Raw genomic sequence first — 15,781 nt, 5'->3', positions numbered from 1 at the left:
CGAAAATATCGCCGCCCTTTTCCCGATCAGCCGAGAAGCTTCTTCAGTTCCGCGCGCAGCCCGTCCGCGACGTCCGGCCGAGCGAGACCGAAGGCCACATTGGCGGCGAGGAAACCGAGCTTCGAGCCCGTGTCATAAGTGCGGCCGTCGAAGCGCACGCCATGGAAAGGCTGCGTCCTGGCGAGATGGATCATGGCGTCCGTGAGCTGGATTTCGCCCCCGGCGCCCTTTTCGCCCTTCTCCAGCAGCGCGAAAATCTCCGGCTCCAGAATATAGCGCCCCGAGATGATGAAATTGCTCGGGGCCGTCCCCTGCGGCGGTTTTTCGACCATGCCGGTGATTTCGAAGGTCGCGCCATAATCCTTGCCGGTGGCGACAACGCCATATTGATGCGTCTCCTCCGGCTTCACCTCCTCGACCGCGATGATGTTGCCGCCGTGCTTTTCATAGGCTTCGACCGCCTGCGCCAGGCAGCGCGCAGTCTTGCCGGCGGCGGGGAGAGTGATCATGTCGGGCAGCAGCACCGCGAAAGGTTCGTCTCCGATGATGTCCCGCGCGCACCACACCGCGTGGCCGAGTCCGAGCGGCGCCTGCTGGCGGGTAAAGCTCGTGGCGCCGGCCTTGGGCAGGTCCGCCATCAGCGCGTCATATTCCCTCGTCTTGTTGCGCCGGCGCAGCGTGTCCTCCAGCTCATAGGCCATGTCGAAATGGTCCTCGATCACCGCCTTGCCGCGACCCGTGACGAAGACGAAATGCTCGATGCCCGCCTCGCGCGCCTCGTCGACGACATGCTGCACGACCGGACGATCGACGACCGTGAGCATTTCTTTCGGAACCGCCTTGGTGGCGGGAAGGAAACGCGTGCCGAGACCGGCGACGGGAAAGACAGCCTTGCGAATGCGCTTGGTCATAGAGGGTCCGTTTACGAGTTGAGATGACGGGAACGCCAGATTGCGCCGTCCCGCGAGAAGGACCGCGCAATTGACGCAAATTTTAGGCTTGCGGCGTTAATTTCGGGTGACAAGCGCAAGGGGCGACGGGAGGAGAGATGGCGGTTCTGGTCACGGGCGGCGCCGGCTATATCGGCAGTCATACGGTTCTCGAACTCCTCGACGCCGGGGAAAAGCCCGTCGTGCTCGACGATCTCTCCACCGGATTCCGATGGGCCGTGCCCGATGGCGCGCCGCTCGTCGTCGGCGATTTCGGCGACGAGGATCTCGTTACGGAAACCATCGCGCGCTACGACATCGACGAGATCATCCATTTCGCCGCCAGGATCGTCGTGCCGGAGTCGGTCGCCGATCCTCTCGGCTACTATCTCAACAATACGGCGAAAGCCCGCACGCTGCTGGCGACCGCCGTCGGCTGCGACATCCCGCGCTTCATCTTCTCCTCGACTGCGGCCGTCTATGGCGAGCCGCAGCATCACCCAGTCACCGAGGACGAACCGTTGAAGCCCGTTTCGCCCTACGGCCGGTCCAAGCTGATGGTCGAATGGATGCTGGAGGACACGTCGCACGCCCACGACCTATCCTATGTGGCGCTGCGCTATTTCAACGTCGCCGGCGCCGATCCGAAGGGGCGCTCCGGGCAGTCGACGCCCAACGCGACGCATCTCATCAAGGTCGCGTCGCAGACCGCGCTCGGCAAGCGCGCGAAAATGCAGGTCTTCGGCACGGATTATCCGACGCCCGACGGCACCTGCGTGCGCGACTATATCCAGGTCACGGATCTCGCCCGCGCCCATCTCGACGCGCTACGCTATCTGCGCAATGGCGGCGCGAGCATGGTCGCAAATTGCGGCTATGCGCGAGGTTTCTCGGTTCTGGAGGTCATCGAGGCGGTCAAGCGCATCTCCGGCGTCGACTTCGAGGTGGAATATGCGCCGCGCCGCCCGGGCGATCCGGCGGCCATCGTCGCGGCCAATGATCGTGTCCGTCACGCGCTCGGCTGGACGCCGAAGCATGACGATCTCGACGCCATCGTCCGTCAGGCGCTCGACTGGGAAAAGCGCCTCGCCGAAAGTCAGTCCTGAAGGCTGTTGAAGGGGGCCGCGTCGCTTCTATTTGCCCTGACAGAAGGTCAGGTTTGGAGCGCGTAATGTTCGTCGCCGATCGAACCCCGTCACGCTATGAGAGGGCGATCGCGCCACATCGTTCGCATCCACCGCGATCCGCAGAAGACGCCTGCGCGGCGCGGACGTCGCGGACGACCCGATGAATCCGAGCCGCTTGCTTCACCGGATCGGGGTCGTGATCGCACGCTTTCTGACGGCCGAGGTCGAGACGCATCCGCTTGCGGCGCCCGAACCGATCGAACGTCTGCGGAGGATCATGCAGCCGGGCGACGTTCTCCTCGTCGAGGGACGCTCGCGCGTGTCGCAACCCATCAAATATCTGACGCAATCGACATGGTCGCACGCCGCGCTTTATGTCGGGCCATTGCCTGGCCGCGTTCAGGCCGACGGCGAGCCGGACGTGCTTGTCGAGGCGGATCTTGCCGATGGCGTCCGCTCCTCGCCTCTGACGAGATATCGCGATTCCCACGTGCGCATTTGTCGTCCGGTCAATCTCGGCGGCGCGGATCTCGAAAAACTCGTCGCTTTCGCCACGACGCGCCTTGGCGCCCAATACGATCTCCGTAATCTCTTCGATCTTTTCCGATTTCTCGCGCCGACGCCGCCCATTCCTTCACGGTGGCGGCGCCGGTTTATCGCGGTGGGGTCCGGCGCGCCGTCGCGCGCGATATATTCGACGCTGATCGCCGAAGCTTTCCATTCGATTCATTATCCGGTGCTTCCGACGATCGAGCTGGTGAGGGCGGGCGACCCCCGAACGCAGAGCCACGTCACGCGCGAAATCCTGCACATCCGCGACTCGTCGCTCTACACGCCGCGCGACTTCGATCTCTCGCCCTTTTTCGCCGTGGTGAAGCCCGAGCTCGTCGAGGGTTTCGATTACCGCCGCGTCATATGGGCGTGAAGGGGCGCGACCGCTCTCCGCCGCGACTCACGCATGGCCCGGCGCGGAAATGCGACAGGCGAGCGGCGCGGCGGCGCGGCGCGGGTTCGCTATGTCGTTTTTCGCGGCATGGTCGACCAGCGACACGCAGGGCCTTTCGGCGATGAGCTGGCGCAGCTCGATCGCGGCCACGCGCGCGGCTTCCCGCATCTCCCCCGTGAGACGGCGATTCTGGGCGAGATGGGTGACTTCGAGGAGTTTGAGCCGCAAAACGGCCGGGCCTGCGGCGGACAGAAATTCGGCATCGGCGCAACGCAGGAGCGCCATCGCATCAGTGACAGTCATTTTGTCCTCGCATCGCGTCTCTCCTCCCGCGTCGGGAGGGCCGGGCATTCGAACATGACGCAAGTGTGAGGTTAGGCTGCGAGGCTGGCGCGAAGCTTGTGCGCGACCTTACGCCTCGAGCCGCTCGACGATCGTGCGCAGCACCTTCAAACGCGCGAATTTCTTGTCATTGGCCTCGACGAGGGTCCAGGGGGCCTGCCGCGAGCTGGTGCGGTCCACCATGTCGGTCATCGCCTGTTCGTAGGCGTCCCACTTCTCGCGATTGCGCCAGTCGTCCGGCGTGAGCTTGTAGCGCTTGAAGGATTTCGCTTCGCGATCCTGAAAGCGGCGCAATTGCTCGTCGGCGGAAATGGCGAGCCAGAATTTGACGACGAGATAGCTGGTCTCGGTGAGCTGGCGCTCGAAGTCGTTGATCTCCTGATAGGCGCGCATCCAGTCGTCGGGCGAGGCGTAGCCCTGCACGCGCTCGACCAGCACGCGCCCATACCAGCTGCGGTCGAAGATTGCGACGTCGCCGCGCCGCGGAATGTTGCGCCAGAAACGCCACAGATAGGGCCGCGCGAGCTCCTCGTCGGTCGGCGCGGCGACGCCGTGGACGCGGAAGCGGCGCGGATCGAGCGCCTCGCGCACGCGGCGTATGGCGCCGCCCTTGCCGGCGGCGTCATTACCCTCGAAAACGAGCACGAGGCCGCGGCTGCGAAAGGATTTCGTGGTCGTGGCCTCTGTGAGGCGCCGCTGCAGGGCGCGCAGCTCCTGGCTGTAGACGTCGGGATTGGCCTTCTGCGTCAGATCGAGGGCCGAAACCAGACTCGGCCGCGGCATTTCCAGGTCCGGCGCGGCAAGGGCGCTCGTGCGCATGGCGGCGCGCGCCGCGCCGGCGGCGCGGGTCAGGGTCTGCAACAGCAGATCGCCGACGGCGGCGTCGCGGTAATGCTGGTCCTGCGCGGGAACAACGGCCCAAGGCGCGCCGCCGGTCGAGGTCATCTCGATCATCTCGAGCGCGGCGTCGTTTAACCTGGCCAGCTCCCTGGGCTTCTTGATTTCCTCCCATTCGATCACGGCGGGGCGGCGCAGCGCGCCATTGCCCTGGCGCAGCCTGTCGAGGCGACGGCGCGCCTCGCCATCATCCAGATGGAGCCAGATTTTCAGCAGATGCACGCCTTCGAGCCGCAGCATTTCCTCTGCGCGGTTCATTTCCTCGAGAACATTGTCATAGGCCGCCTTGTCGAGCCGGCCGAGCGCGCGATTGCGAAGGGCCCGGTGGTGCCAGGACCCCAGCACGAGCCCGATCCGCCCCTTGGCCGTCATGTCGCGCCAGTAGCGCCAGGCGCCGGGCCGCGCCCGCTCCTCGTCGGTCGGCTTGCCGTAGGAGAGGGTCTCGACGAAATGGTCGTCGAGCCAGTCGTAAAGGCGATTGACGACGTCGCCCTTCCCGGCCCCGTCGGAGCCATTGATCAGCACCAGCACGGCGGCGCGTTTCTTTTCGGCCAGGTCGAACTGGGCGTTGAGCAGGCTGTCACGCAGCCGGGCCTCGAAATCGGCGAAGTCCGCCTTCGTCATGGCGTGGGGCAGCCGTGCGGATTCGAACATGAAAGCCTCCTCTGGCCCGACAAGATAAACTTTTCAAAAAAGCGCGCTGTGGTAGATGTGGAGCCGCGCGGTCCCGTAGCTCAGCAGGATAGAGCAGCGGTTTCCTAAACCGAAGGTCAGGGGTTCGAATCCCTTCGGGACCGCCAGTCGATCCGCTGTCCCGTCGCTGGTTTGGCGCGACCAGGGCGCTGCGTGGGTCGTCGCTCAATGGCGTGTGAACGAAGCGGTCGTCTCCAAAATCTTAACAAATTTCTTCCGCGCCGCGCGCGCCTGCGCGTCCTCAGCCTTCCGGCTTCATCAATTGGTCGAGGACGGACTGGATCGGCTCGGGCGTGACGGTCACGCCGCGGCCGAAAGGATCGTCCAGCGTCGCAATGATGAACACCACAGCGGCGAGGAAGAGCGCCAGAGCGCCGTTGAGGACGAAATGCGCATGCAGCTCCATGTCGAACAGGCACATGAGCAGCAGAAACAGCAGCGCCCCGCGGCCGACCACCCACCACAGGGCTCCCGGTATGCTGCCGCCCGCGCTCGCCAGAAGCGTGCGGCGTTGCTCGATAAGCGTGTTGACGCGTCGCAGGCCTTCCGCCTGCACGAGTTCCTCGCCCTTGGTCTTCGGCTGAAACGTCAGGAGCTGGTCCAGAAGGCTTCGAAGGCGCGGCGAAGCGCCGATCGAGGGCTTGGAGGCGGCGTCCGCCGCCCAGTGCGTTTCGACCGCTTCCCGCGCGTAATCGCGCAGTCCGCCCTGCAGCCGTCCGCGCAACGGTTGCGGGAGCCCGTCGAGATCCTGATAGAGCGTCGCGAGCGTCAAAGCCTGTTTTGAAACCGTATCCTGCACGGAGGCGAAGTCCTGATAGGCTTCCACCGCGAGGAGGCCGAGCAGAATGCCGTAAAGCGTCGCATAGCTGGCGAGCGCGAAGCCGATCATGTCATTGGCGCTGCGGCGGGCGTGGATCCACCGCCGGGCGTAGGGACGAAGGACGAGTATGCCGAGCCACGAGGGGGCGAGGAAGGCGACGCTGAAAAACAGCGCCATCTGGAACGTACTAAGATCTTTCAAAAAAGCTTCCACGGTCGTCTCCCTCGCGCGTCAGCCCCCCGTATAACCGCTCAACGGTTGAGCAGCCAGAAGACGGCGCTCAGCAGGACGCTCAGCAAAATCGAGGTCGTGATCGGGAAATAGACACGGAAGTTCCCGCGCTCCAGCATGATGTCGCCGGGGAGGCGGCCCAGGCCGAAGCGTTCGCCGGCCATCCAGACAAGGCCCAGCGCGATCAGCGTCACGCCAGCCAGAATCAATAGTTTGGGCATGGTGTCGACCCCTCTTTCGAGACGGTTGCAGTCGAGTCGCAGGCTCGTGACATATTGTCGCGAGCAGTCGATTCGTTAAGACCTTCGCTTGACCCCTGCGCCGCAAAAAATTACTTGCGCTTCGAAGGGTTCGAACAAAAAGCGTTCTTTGTGCGCGCAGCCGTGCGCCGGGAAGCTCCATCGAACAAAGGCGCGTGTGGCGCGCCTTTCGCAAGGGCCTCACGAGACGCAGGCCCCCTGACCCTTGCAGCGCCGACGTCTCTTTCACTTCGCAGCGACTGCGAGCGCCTGCGCGCGGCTTTGCGCGTCATGAAGAGGTTTTGTACGATGATGAGGCCGGATCATATTTATTTCGCGATGACGATGGTCAAGCATGGCACGCTGGCCGGCGCCTTCATCTTTGCTTTCAAGATTCTGAAATTCGCTATTGTGACCATGTGATCGGCCAAGGCGGCGCCGGCTCGGCAAATCCGCGGCGCCCGTCCATATCAGGTCTTCGCCGATCCGCCTCTTGACCTTCGCGCCCGAACCGCCGACAGCTTCGGCGGTTTCAACAGGGAGCGCGGGAAATGGCGGCGGCGATCGACGGTCCGAGAGTTCAGGCAAAATCGGGAAAACCCCGCCAGCTCGTCATCTTCCTGCACGGCTATGGCGCGGACGGGAACGATCTCATCGAGATCGGCCGGCAATGGCGGTCCTTCCTGCCCGACGCGGATTTCGTCGCCCCCCACGCGCCCGAGCGTTGCGCCATGTCGCCGATGGGGCGGCAATGGTTTCCGCTGACCATGCGCGATCAGACCGAGCGCTGGCGCGGCTGCATCGCGGCTCGCCCGACGCTCGACGCCTTTCTCGACGCAGAGCTGGAAAAGCGCGGCCTCGATGAGCGGGCGCTCGCGCTCGTCGGCTTCAGCCAGGGCACGATGATGGCGCTGCATACGGGCCTGCGCCGGCGCGTCGCGCCGCGCGCCATCGTCGGCTATTCGGGCGTTCTCGTCCTCGGCCCGGATCAGCCCGGCGGCGAGCGTCCGCATCAGGAGCCGCCGCCCGCCGTCCTTCTCGCCCATGGCGAGGAGGATGAAATGATTCCCGTCGAGGCGCTGATGATGTCGGCAAATGCGCTCGCCGACATGAATGTGCCGACGCAATGGCACCTTTCCGCAGGACTCGGCCACGGCATCGACAACGCCGGCCTCATCCATGGCGCGCTGTTTCTGGCGCAGTCCTTCGGGGTGCGCGTCGACTTTTCTCCGCGCGGGCGTTGACGCGATCGCTGGGCGCGGTTGCGGGAAGAAGCGACTTTTCCAGACCCGTTCGAGGCCGTTACGCCGGCTCGGCGCCCTCGGGTTCGAGGACGGGCTCCAGCTCCGGCTCCACCGGCAGCGCCACACGGCGAACGGCGCGGCGCAGCACCGGGCGGTAGAGCTGCTTCATGGCCTCCACCAGATGCACGCCGCCGCCCGGCAGCGAGAAACGTCCGGCGATGCGCTCGAAGGCGGGAGCCGAGCGCAACAGCGACGCGCGCTGGAAGGGCGGAACATAAAGCGCCTCGCCCCAGAAGACGGGCAGGAACTGCGCCCCCTGCAGCAGGCTCTGCAGCTGGCCGCGGGAATAGGGATGGCCGTGGCCGAAGGGAGTCGTGTCGACCCGCGCCCAGAGCCCCGTTCGGCTCGGGGCGACGATGACCACGCGGCCGCCCGGCGCCAGAATGCGCCAGACCTCCTCGAGCAGATCCTGCGGATGCTCCTCCACCTCCAGCGAGTGAACAAGGAGGATTCGGTCGATGCTCGCGTCGGGCAGCGGCGTCATCGAGGCTTCGACCAGCGCGGTGGCGGAGCGGCCGTCGAGCGGCCAGTGCACCACGCCCTGCGTCGCCGGCATGAAGGCCAGAACGCGCTGCGCCTTCTCGCGGAATTCGCCGAGATAAGGCGTTGCGTAGCCCATCCCCAGGACGCGCAGGCCGGCGTGATCCTCCCAGCGCGCGCGCAGCAGGCGCGACACGAGGCGCCGCGCGACCTCGCCCAGGGCGGTCTCGTAAAAAGCCCTAAGTTCCACGACATCGAGCGACATGACCCGATCATCTTCGCAATCGGGTTTCGACGCAAGACGGCTTCGGGTCGCATTTTTGCGCAGCGCGTTTATGATGGCCCCAACGCGCGCGGAGACCCCAAATGCCGATTGAGGTTGTACAATTCACCTGCCTGACGGACAATTTCGGCCTGCTGGTCCACGATGTCGCCACGGGCGCGACGGCGAGCGTCGACGCGCCCGACGGCGCGGCCATCGCGGCCGAGGCCGAGCGGCGCGGCTGGCCGCTCACCCATCTGCTGCTCACGCATCACCATCTCGATCACATCGAGGGGGCGGAAGCGCTGAAGAAGCGCTTCCCGCAGATGAAGATCGTCGGCGCGAAAAAGGACGCCCACCGCCTGCCGCCGCTCGACATCGCCGTCGGGGACGGAGACGTGGTCATGCTCGGCGCCTCCCGCGCGCGCGTGATCGAGACGCCCGGCCACACGCTCGGCCATGTCGCCTATCATTTCGCGGACGACGACGCGGTTTTCGTCGGCGACACGCTGTTTTCGCTGGGCTGCGGCCGCGTGTTCGAGGGCACGATGGAACAGATGCGCCTTTCCCTGGAAACGCTCGCCAATCTGCCGGGCGAGACGCGCATCTATTGCGGACACGAATATACGCAGGCCAACGCGAAATTCGCGCTGACGGTCGATCCCGAAAACCCCGTCCTGCTCGACCGCGCCAACAGCGTCAACGAATTGCGCGCCGCCGGAAAATTCACCCTGCCGTCGACGATCGCGCTCGAGAACGCCACGAACCCCTTCCTTCGCGTCGAAGACCCGCTCGTAAAGAAGGCGATGGGCATGGACGACGCCAATCCCTTCGCCGTCTTCGCCGAGATGCGCGAGCGCAAGAACCGTTTCGTCGCATGAGCGCGCTCGACGGCCTTCCGGCGCAGGAGATCGTGCGCCTGCTCGATCTCGCCCCGCATCCCGAGGGCGGGTTCTATCGCGAGACCTTTCGCGATCCCGCCGCCGTCGGCGGACGCGCGGTCTCGACGGCGATCTATTATCTCCTGCCCGAGGGGCAGGTTTCGGCCTGGCATAGGGTGGACGCCGCGGAGCTGTGGCACTTCTACGCCGGCGCGCCGCTCGAAGTGTCCCTGTTCGACGCGGGCGAGCGCACGGTCCATCGGCTCGGCGTCGATCTTGCCGCCGGGGAGCGGCCGCAGGCGATCGTGCCGGCCGGCGTCTGGCAGTCGGCGAAAAGCCTCGGCGCCTGGACGCTTGTCGGCTGCACCGTGGCGCCGGGCTTCGAATTCGCCCGTTTCGAGATCGCAGCGCCGGGATTGATCCCTGACGAGGCCTGACGCCGGTTCTCGCGCTGTATTGACGGGCTGAGGATTGGCCGGGAGACGATGGCCAGACCGCGAGCGCAAGTATTCGCCGGATCGGTAAGGTTGCTGTAACTTGGCTTGAAATATTGACTTTCTGCGATTTTTGTAGTAGATGAACAATCGGCCGAAATTGATCTCGGTCTTTGAAGTCATTTTCGGCATTTATTGTTCAAGTTGTTCAAATACAAGGATAATTGCAATGGCTGATCCCATTATCAAATTGGGCTCGAAAGGCGACGCTGTCAAGAAAGCGCAGAGAGCTCTCATTGAGAGATATTATCTCGATCCGGGAATGGACGACGGCGTATTCGGTCCCGTCACATTGTCGAAAGTCTTGCGGTATCAACTCGATCGTTCGGCGACGGAGTTCTTCGCCTTTTCCTTCCCCCTGAAGGTCGACGGCATTATTGGGCCGGCGACATGGTTCAGGCTCGCTCCCGCGGAAGTGAAAAAGGGGTCGAAGGGCGCCGGCGTGCGACTGCTTCAGGGGATCCTCAAGAGCTTCGCCGTTCCCGAATATGACCCCGGCGCGGTCGACGGCGATTTCGGCCCGACGACCGAAACCGCGGTGAAAGCGTTCCAGGCCGACTTCTTCGATTTCGACGGCAATCCGCTGAAGGTCGACGGAATCGTCGGCGCAAAGACCTGGGCCGCGCTCTGGAGCTGACCGCTCCCGCCGACCGGGCCCGTCCGCTCCGGTCGAAAAAAGCCAAAGACCCTGATCGAAAGGGCCTTTGGCCGCGCCCGGCGCCTCAGGCGCCACGGCGTTTCCTTTGCTCCCCGTGACTCTTCCTCCCCGACTTCCTCCGTCGCATCCGGCTTTCGATTTTGCCGAATGGGGCGGAGGCCTTATTGTCCGCATGCGGGCATGGGTGAGGGATGCGCGGTGGAGCCGCCGCGCCGGGCTTGAGAACTGTCCCGACCCTGAATCGTCACGCCAGGCCGTCCCCGGCGAATACGAAGCCGCCGCCGCCATGGATTTTAGCCCGCCGCGTCAAGCGGGGGTTTGCCCTGCCGGGCGGATAGTGTATCGGGACGGGACAATTAATAAGAGGAAACGACACCCAATGTGCTGGAGCGGAGAAGCCTCTACTGTATTGGCGGCCACCGGAATCGCGGGGGCGGCCTATTCCGCGCTGAAGAAAGACCCAGAGCCCCTGGCGCTTTGGGTCTGCCTGCTGTATTTCGCCAGCATGGAGTCGCTCCAGGCGGTCGCCTATTCTGTGCTGAACCAGTGCGATTCGCCATTAAATCAGATGATGACCATGTTCGGTTATCTTCACATAACTTTTCAGCCGTTCTTTATTAACGCCGTCGCTCTTTATTTCATGCCCAAGGACAGCGCCAGGGTCATCGCGCCCTGGGTCTATTTCGCCTGCTTCCTCTCCGCCATCGCCATGCTGATCCAGCTTTATCCGTTCAGCTGGGCGGGGCATTGCGCGGCGGGCCGTCCGCTCTGCGGCGACGTGCTCTGCACGGTGCGCGGCGAATGGCACATCGCCTGGCTGCTTCCGACCAACGGCATCGGCAACAGCATGGCCGACAACGCCTATCTCGGCCGCGGCTATCTCTCCTATCCGCTGACCGCCTTCCTGCTCCCGAGCCTCATCGGCAGCTGGCGCTTCACCCTGTTCTCCTATCTCGCCGGTCCATTCCTCGCGGGCCTGACGACCAGCAACATCAACGAATGGCCGGCCGTCTGGTGCCTGTTCTCGATCGGCCTCGTGCTCGCCATCATCAAGACGCCGCTGCGCTACCATCTCCATGTCGGCGATCCGTGGTGGATGATGATCTGGAAGTGGTGGAAGCGCCGCAAGGCGGCCCATGCGCCGGCGGTCGCGGCGCCCGTGGAAGCGCCCGCCCTCGCGAAGCTCGAGGAGCCGGCGGAGTAATCAGTCCCGCGCGCTGACGACGCCGCTGACGAGGTTCGTCGCCAGCAGCGCCTCGGAAGAAAGCCCGGCGGCGAGAGGCGGAAGATCCGCCTCCGCCGCCGTCGCCGTTTCAAGGGCCCGCCGCGCCGCGACGGCCTCCTCCCAGCTCACCGCCCTGAAGCGCAGGCGCTCCCCCGGCCGCAGTTGCGCCAGCCGGCCGAGATCGGCGCCGATCACGCAGGCGATCTTCGGATAGCCGCCCGTGGGCTGGCGGTCCGCCATCAGCACGAAGGGCGCGCCGGAGCCCGGAATCTGCACCGCCCCCATCGCCGCCCCGTCCGAGACGATGTCGTGGCCGCGCGAATGGGCGAGCCGCGGGCCTTCCAGCGCATAGGCCATGCGGTCGCTGCGCGCGCCGACGCGCCATTCCGCCGAGAGGAAGGCCGCAATCGCCTCGGGAGAAAAATAGTCGTCCTGCGGGCCGAGCATGACGCGGATCGGCGCGTCGTCGCGCGCCAGCGCGGGCGCATGAAGCGCGCGAACTTCGCAAGGGGGATCGGCAATGTGCGAGAGCGGCAGGGCGTCGCCAGCCGCGAGCGGCTTCGGGCCGATCCCGGAGCGGGCGTGGGTCGCGAACGATCCCAGCGCGCGAGCGAGCTCGAAACGCGCGCCGACCGCGAGATAGCACCAGGCGCCCGAGGCGCCCGCCCGCACCGACAGGCGCGAACCCGGCGGCAGCGGCGTTACGCAGGCGACGGGCAGTTTCTCACCGTCGAGCCGAATATCGAATGCGCCCCCCGCGAGCGCGACCATCAGCGTCGCGCCCCCGGCCTCGAAGGTCGCGCCGCCGAGCGAAACCTCTATCGCCGCCGCTGCGTCGACGGCCCGCGTCGCGGCGAGAAAGGCGGCCTTGTCCATCGGCCCCGCGGGCGTGACGCCGAAGCGCGAATGGCCGAAGCGTCCGGGGTCCTGCACGGTGACGCCGGGGCCGGCGGCGCGGACGAGAAGCCGCGCGTTCACGCCGCGTCCTCGCGCCGCGCGATGGTCTCGCCACGCCCGGCTCGCGCTTCGAGAGTCGCGAAGCTATGCGCGTCGATCGGCTCGAATCGCAGGATGTCGCCGGGCGCGACGAGGAACGGCGGCTCCCGGCCGAGAGAGAAAAGGCGCTCCGGCGTCCGGCCGACGACATACCAGCCGGTGGGCATCGGGTTCGTCGCAACGAGCGACAGCCCGCCGCCGATAAGCACCGCGCCCTGCGGCGTCGGCCCACGCGGCGCGAGGCGTCGGGGAATCGTGAGCGGCGCCGGCAGGCCGCCGAGATAGCACCAGCCGGGCGCGAACCCATACATGTAGGCCCGGTAGTCGGCGCCGGCGTGAAGCTGCGCGAGCGCGTCGGTCGACAGATCGAGCAGGGCGGCGGCCTCTGCGATGTCTTCGGCCAATTGTGGATCGTAACAGCAGGGCACGATCCAGCGCGCGGCGCCGGTTTCCTCATGCGAGGCAGGGTCGGGGAGCGGGGAAAGCAGTCCGCCGATCCGCGCAATCAGTTCGGCGCGCGAAATCTCCAGCGGCTCGTAATGCACCAGAAGCGAGCGATAGGTCGGCGTCGTCTCTCTCACGCCCGGCGGCGACGCGGCGCGCAGCGCCGAATCCAGCGCCAGCACGCGGGCGTTGATCGCGGGATCGACCGCGTCGCCGAACTCGACCGTCAGCGCCGCCTCGCCCTGGTCGAAAAAGCGCGGGCTTTCGTAAAGCATTCAGGCCTCGATGAAGGGGCGCAGGACAAGACCCTCCGCCTCGAGCGCCGCCCGCAGCCGCCGCGCCATCTGCACGGCATGGGGCGTGTCGCCATGGACGCAGACCGAGTCGATCGGCGTCGGCAGGCGCTTGCCGGTGATGGTCACGAGCGCGCCTTCCGCGAGCATCTCCCGCACGCGGGCGATCGCCTGCCCGCTGTCCGTGATGACGGCGCCGGGCTCCTTGCGCGGTTGCAGCCGGCCATCGTCCACATAGGCCCGGTCGGCGAAAATCTCATGCGCAACCCTGAGCCCCGCGCGTTCGCCCGCTTGCGTCTGTTCGGACAGCGCGATGGCGAGGAGCGTCAGCTCAGGGTCCACCGCGCGCGTCGCCCTGGCGAGAGCGTCGGCGACGGCGGCCTCGCGCTCGGCGATATTGGCCAACGCCCCATGCGCCTTCACATGGGTCACGCGATGCCCGGCGTAGGCCGCGAGCGCCTGCGCAGCGCCGATCTGATAGGCGACGGCGCGTTCGATCTCGCGCGGCGTCATCGCCATCGCGCGTCGCCCGAAACCTGCAAGATCGGGAAAGGCGACATGGGCGCCGATGGCCACCCCCTTCTCTTTCGCGCGCGCGAAAGTCTCCGCCATGATGTCGGGATCGCCCGCATGAAAACCGCAGGCGACATTGGCGCTGGTCACAACGTCCAGCATGGCCGCGTCGTCGCCCATGCGCCACGGACCGTAGCCTTCGCCGAGATCGGCGTTGAGATCAAGGAATTGCGAGGTTTTCGTCATGGCCGGGCCGCGGGTGGGACAATCGCATTCTAAGGGTTTGCGGGCGCTTGCGACAGGCGCTATTGCTTTCAGGGGCGAATTGGCTTTGTGTGCGGGTCATGCTCGACGCGGCGGACCAGACACAAAATGTAGACGCGGGGCCGGCCAATCAAGCCAGCGCCGACAATGTCGGGCTTTCGCCGGAGCTTTCAGGCCCTGCGCGCCGCATACTTTGCGTCTTCCCGCGCTACGAGCCGTCGCTCGGTTCTCTCGAATACGCCTATGACATCACCGGAACACTGCGCGCCTTCATGCCGCCGCAGGGGCTGCTCGTGATCGCGGCCGCGCTTCCGGAAGGATGGGAGGCGCGTTTCGTCGACGAGAATATTGCGCGCGCCAAACGCAGCGACTTCAAATGGGCGGACGCGGTCTTCGTCTCCGGCATGCATGTGCAGCGGCGCCAGATCGACGACATCCGCCGCCGCGCGCAAAAATACGGCAAGCCCGCGGCGCTCGGCGGGCCCTCGGTTTCGGCGTGCCCGGAGTTCTATCCCGATTTCGACTATCTCCACATCGGCGAGATGGGCGACGCCACGCGCGAACTCTTCGCGCGCCTATCGCGCGATTGCGCGCGGCCCGAGAAGCAGATCAGATTCGAGACGCGCGAGCGCACGCCGCTCGAGGAGTTTCCGATCCCGGCCTATGAGCTGGTGAGTTTCGAAAACTATTTCATCGGCTCGATCCAGTTCTCGAGCGGCTGCCCATATCGCTGCGAGTTCTGCGACATTCCGGGGCTTTACGGCCGCGTGCCGCGCCTGAAGTCGCCGCAGCGCATCGTGGCGGAGCTCGACAAGCTGCGCGAATGCGGGCTGACGACCTCCGTCTATTTCGTCGACGACAATCTGATCGCCAATCGGCGCGCGCTGCGTGAATTGCTGCCCGTGCTCATCGAATGGCAGGAGAAGAATTCCTTCCCGCTCTCCTTCGCCTTCGAGGCGACGCTCAATATCGCGCGGTACGACGATCTTCTCTCGCAACTTCGTCTCGCCTGTTTCACGACGATTTTTGTCGGCGTCGAGACGCCGGAGGAGGATGCGCTCGTTTCGCTCGACAAGGAGCAGAACATGACGCTTCCGATTCTGGAGGCGGTGCGGCGGCTCAATGCGCATGGCATGGAGGTCGTCGCCGGCATCATCGTCGGGCTCGACACGGACGGGCCGCAAACGCAGCAACGCATCATCGACTTCATCGAAGCCTCGCAGATACCGATGTTGACCATCAATCTGCTGCAGGCCCTGCCGAAGACGCCGCTATGGGACCGGCTGGAGAAGGAGGGGCGGCTGTGCAACGACGAGGGGCGCGAGTCGAATGTCGTGTTCCTGCGGTCCTATGACGAGACGGTGGCGACATGGCGCAATTGCCTGCGCCACGCCTATGATCCCGCCCGGCTCTTTGCGCGCTACCATCATCTCACGCAGCACACTTTCCCCAACCGCCGGCCGCGTCCGCGCCCGCCGGGGCAGGTGACGCCAAAGAATGTGCGGCGCGGATTCACGATGCTGTTCAAGATCTGCTGGAAGCTCGGCGTCATTGCAAACTATCGCCGAATTTTCTGGGACTACGCCTGGCCGCGCATCAAGACGGGGCGGATCGAGGATGTGATCAGCGTCGGCATTCTCGCCAAGCATCTGATCACCTATGCGCGCAAGGCCTGCGCGGGAAAGCTGAACGCGTCTAATTATTCGGCGAAGGTGAGGTAGGCGCGCAATGATTCGCTCGCTC

General features: G+C 65.5%; 18 protein-coding genes and 1 tRNA gene. 10 read left to right on the top strand and 9 right to left on the bottom strand.

What is annotated here, in order from left to right; genetic code table 11:
• Positions 1-26: 26 nt before the first annotated feature.
• Positions 27-911 carry a UTP--glucose-1-phosphate uridylyltransferase GalU gene (gene galU / locus LG047_RS08600; protein WP_227966306.1) on the bottom strand — a complete coding sequence of 295 codons (885 nt, stop codon included), beginning with the start codon at positions 909-911 and terminating at the stop codon, positions 27-29.
• A 137-nt stretch (positions 912-1,048) separates the two neighbouring features.
• On the opposite strand from galU, the gene galE reads away from it, so the two are divergent.
• Complete coding sequence (gene galE / locus LG047_RS08595; RefSeq protein ID WP_227966305.1) at positions 1,049-2,035, top strand: UDP-glucose 4-epimerase GalE; 987 nt, start codon at positions 1,049-1,051, stop codon at positions 2,033-2,035.
• A gap of 181 nt (positions 2,036-2,216) precedes the next feature.
• Positions 2,217-2,981, top strand: coding sequence for a YiiX/YebB-like N1pC/P60 family cysteine hydrolase (locus LG047_RS08590; RefSeq protein ID WP_227966304.1), 765 nt, complete (start codon positions 2,217-2,219; stop codon positions 2,979-2,981).
• Between the two features lie 27 nt (positions 2,982-3,008).
• Here LG047_RS08590 and LG047_RS08585 read toward each other — a convergent pair whose 3' ends face one another.
• Both LG047_RS08585 and pap read right to left on the bottom strand, forming a co-directional pair.
• On the bottom strand, positions 3,009-3,305 hold the full coding sequence (locus LG047_RS08585; RefSeq protein ID WP_227966303.1) for a hypothetical protein: 297 nt from the start codon (positions 3,303-3,305) through the stop codon (positions 3,009-3,011).
• A gap of 108 nt (positions 3,306-3,413) precedes the next feature.
• The gene (gene pap, locus LG047_RS08580; RefSeq protein ID WP_227966302.1) at positions 3,414-4,895 is read right to left on the bottom strand and encodes a polyphosphate:AMP phosphotransferase; all 1,482 of its coding nucleotides are present in this window, start codon (positions 4,893-4,895) and stop codon (positions 3,414-3,416) included.
• A 69-nt stretch (positions 4,896-4,964) separates the two neighbouring features.
• On the opposite strand from pap, the gene LG047_RS08575 reads away from it, so the two are divergent.
• A tRNA-Arg gene (locus LG047_RS08575) sits at positions 4,965-5,041 on the top strand.
• 134 nt (positions 5,042-5,175) lie between these two features.
• On the opposite strand, the gene LG047_RS08570 is transcribed toward LG047_RS08575, so the two are convergent.
• Together LG047_RS08570 and LG047_RS08565 are read right to left on the bottom strand one after the other, a co-directional pair.
• On the bottom strand, positions 5,176-5,955 hold the full coding sequence (locus tag LG047_RS08570; protein WP_227966301.1) for a DUF4239 domain-containing protein: 780 nt from the start codon (positions 5,953-5,955) through the stop codon (positions 5,176-5,178).
• 50 nt (positions 5,956-6,005) lie between these two features.
• Positions 6,006-6,206 carry a DUF2905 domain-containing protein gene (locus LG047_RS08565; RefSeq protein ID WP_036283842.1) on the bottom strand — a complete coding sequence of 67 codons (201 nt, stop codon included), beginning with the start codon at positions 6,204-6,206 and terminating at the stop codon, positions 6,006-6,008.
• Between the two features lie 114 nt (positions 6,207-6,320).
• Here LG047_RS08565 and LG047_RS08560 point away from each other — a divergent pair, with 114 nt between their 5' ends.
• A complete protein-coding gene (locus LG047_RS08560) occupies positions 6,321-6,647 on the top strand; it encodes a hypothetical protein (RefSeq protein ID WP_144259629.1) in 327 nt (108 codons plus the stop codon).
• Between the two features lie 128 nt (positions 6,648-6,775).
• The gene (locus LG047_RS08555) at positions 6,776-7,468 is read left to right on the top strand and encodes an alpha/beta hydrolase (protein ID WP_227966300.1); all 693 of its coding nucleotides are present in this window, start codon (positions 6,776-6,778) and stop codon (positions 7,466-7,468) included.
• 58 nt (positions 7,469-7,526) lie between these two features.
• Here LG047_RS08555 and LG047_RS08550 read toward each other — a convergent pair whose 3' ends face one another.
• Positions 7,527-8,273: a class I SAM-dependent methyltransferase gene (locus LG047_RS08550; protein ID WP_036283838.1), complete on the bottom strand. Its 747-nt coding sequence runs from the start codon at positions 8,271-8,273 to the stop codon at positions 7,527-7,529.
• A 101-nt stretch (positions 8,274-8,374) separates the two neighbouring features.
• Between LG047_RS08550 and gloB the strand changes: the two genes are divergently transcribed.
• The 4 genes from gloB (at position 8,375) to LG047_RS08530 (ending at position 11,507) form a co-directional block, all read left to right on the top strand.
• Positions 8,375-9,151, top strand: coding sequence for a hydroxyacylglutathione hydrolase (gene gloB / locus LG047_RS08545; protein ID WP_227966299.1), 777 nt, complete (start codon positions 8,375-8,377; stop codon positions 9,149-9,151).
• Complete coding sequence (locus LG047_RS08540) at positions 9,148-9,588, top strand: cupin domain-containing protein (protein WP_227966298.1); 441 nt, start codon at positions 9,148-9,150, stop codon at positions 9,586-9,588. The genes gloB and LG047_RS08540 overlap by 4 nt, the downstream gene beginning before the upstream one ends.
• A gap of 226 nt (positions 9,589-9,814) precedes the next feature.
• Entirely contained in the window at positions 9,815-10,282 is a 468-nt protein-coding gene (locus LG047_RS08535; RefSeq protein WP_036288195.1) for a peptidoglycan-binding protein, read from the top strand.
• A 400-nt stretch (positions 10,283-10,682) separates the two neighbouring features.
• On the top strand, positions 10,683-11,507 hold the full coding sequence (locus tag LG047_RS08530) for a DUF5765 domain-containing protein (protein ID WP_036283832.1): 825 nt from the start codon (positions 10,683-10,685) through the stop codon (positions 11,505-11,507).
• Here LG047_RS08530 and LG047_RS08525 read toward each other — a convergent pair whose 3' ends face one another.
• Genes LG047_RS08525 through LG047_RS08515 form a run of 3 tightly spaced genes read right to left on the bottom strand, consistent with a single transcriptional unit; the run spans position 11,508 to position 14,020 of the window.
• Positions 11,508-12,506, bottom strand: a complete 999-nt coding sequence (locus LG047_RS08525) for a biotin-dependent carboxyltransferase family protein (protein WP_227966297.1) — start codon at positions 12,504-12,506, stop codon at positions 11,508-11,510. It lies immediately after the preceding gene.
• Entirely contained in the window at positions 12,503-13,243 is a 741-nt protein-coding gene (locus tag LG047_RS08520; protein ID WP_227966296.1) for an allophanate hydrolase subunit 1, read from the bottom strand. Before LG047_RS08520 ends, LG047_RS08525 begins: the two co-directional genes overlap by 4 nt.
• Positions 13,244-14,020, bottom strand: a complete 777-nt coding sequence (locus LG047_RS08515; protein ID WP_227966295.1) for a LamB/YcsF family protein — start codon at positions 14,018-14,020, stop codon at positions 13,244-13,246.
• Positions 14,021-14,118: 98 nt separating this feature from the next.
• Between LG047_RS08515 and LG047_RS08510 the strand changes: the two genes are divergently transcribed.
• On the top strand, positions 14,119-15,759 hold the full coding sequence (locus tag LG047_RS08510) for a B12-binding domain-containing radical SAM protein (protein ID WP_227968459.1): 1,641 nt from the start codon (positions 14,119-14,121) through the stop codon (positions 15,757-15,759).
• The last annotated feature ends 22 nt before the right edge of the window (positions 15,760-15,781 follow it).

This window comes from Methylocystis sp. WRRC1 (genome assembly GCF_020733155.1).
GTDB lineage: Bacteria > Pseudomonadota > Alphaproteobacteria > Rhizobiales > Beijerinckiaceae > Methylocystis.
This window is presented reverse-complemented; position numbering and strand designations above follow the sequence as displayed.

What these genes read in the sequence shown, in the direction of transcription:
- galU (WP_227966306.1), bottom strand. Translation starts at nt 911, where the DNA reads ATGACCAAGCGCATTCGCAAGGCTGTCTTTCCCGTCGCCGGTCTCGGC.
- galE (WP_227966305.1), top strand. Translation starts at nt 1,049, where the DNA reads ATGGCGGTTCTGGTCACGGGCGGCGCCGGCTATATCGGCAGTCATACG.
- LG047_RS08590 (WP_227966304.1), top strand. Translation starts at nt 2,217, where the DNA reads ATGAATCCGAGCCGCTTGCTTCACCGGATCGGGGTCGTGATCGCACGC.
- LG047_RS08585 (WP_227966303.1), bottom strand. Translation starts at nt 3,305, where the DNA reads ATGACTGTCACTGATGCGATGGCGCTCCTGCGTTGCGCCGATGCCGAA.
- pap (WP_227966302.1), bottom strand. Translation starts at nt 4,895, where the DNA reads ATGTTCGAATCCGCACGGCTGCCCCACGCCATGACGAAGGCGGACTTC.
- LG047_RS08565 (WP_036283842.1), bottom strand. Translation starts at nt 6,206, where the DNA reads ATGCCCAAACTATTGATTCTGGCTGGCGTGACGCTGATCGCGCTGGGC.
- LG047_RS08555 (WP_227966300.1), top strand. Translation starts at nt 6,776, where the DNA reads ATGGCGGCGGCGATCGACGGTCCGAGAGTTCAGGCAAAATCGGGAAAA.
- LG047_RS08550 (WP_036283838.1), bottom strand. Translation starts at nt 8,273, where the DNA reads ATGTCGCTCGATGTCGTGGAACTTAGGGCTTTTTACGAGACCGCCCTG.
- gloB (WP_227966299.1), top strand. Translation starts at nt 8,375, where the DNA reads ATGCCGATTGAGGTTGTACAATTCACCTGCCTGACGGACAATTTCGGC.
- LG047_RS08540 (WP_227966298.1), top strand. Translation starts at nt 9,148, where the DNA reads ATGAGCGCGCTCGACGGCCTTCCGGCGCAGGAGATCGTGCGCCTGCTC.
- LG047_RS08535 (WP_036288195.1), top strand. Translation starts at nt 9,815, where the DNA reads ATGGCTGATCCCATTATCAAATTGGGCTCGAAAGGCGACGCTGTCAAG.
- LG047_RS08530 (WP_036283832.1), top strand. Translation starts at nt 10,683, where the DNA reads ATGTGCTGGAGCGGAGAAGCCTCTACTGTATTGGCGGCCACCGGAATC.
- LG047_RS08520 (WP_227966296.1), bottom strand. Translation starts at nt 13,243, where the DNA reads ATGCTTTACGAAAGCCCGCGCTTTTTCGACCAGGGCGAGGCGGCGCTG.
- LG047_RS08515 (WP_227966295.1), bottom strand. Translation starts at nt 14,020, where the DNA reads ATGACGAAAACCTCGCAATTCCTTGATCTCAACGCCGATCTCGGCGAA.
- LG047_RS08510 (WP_227968459.1), top strand. Translation starts at nt 14,119, where the DNA reads ATGCTCGACGCGGCGGACCAGACACAAAATGTAGACGCGGGGCCGGCC.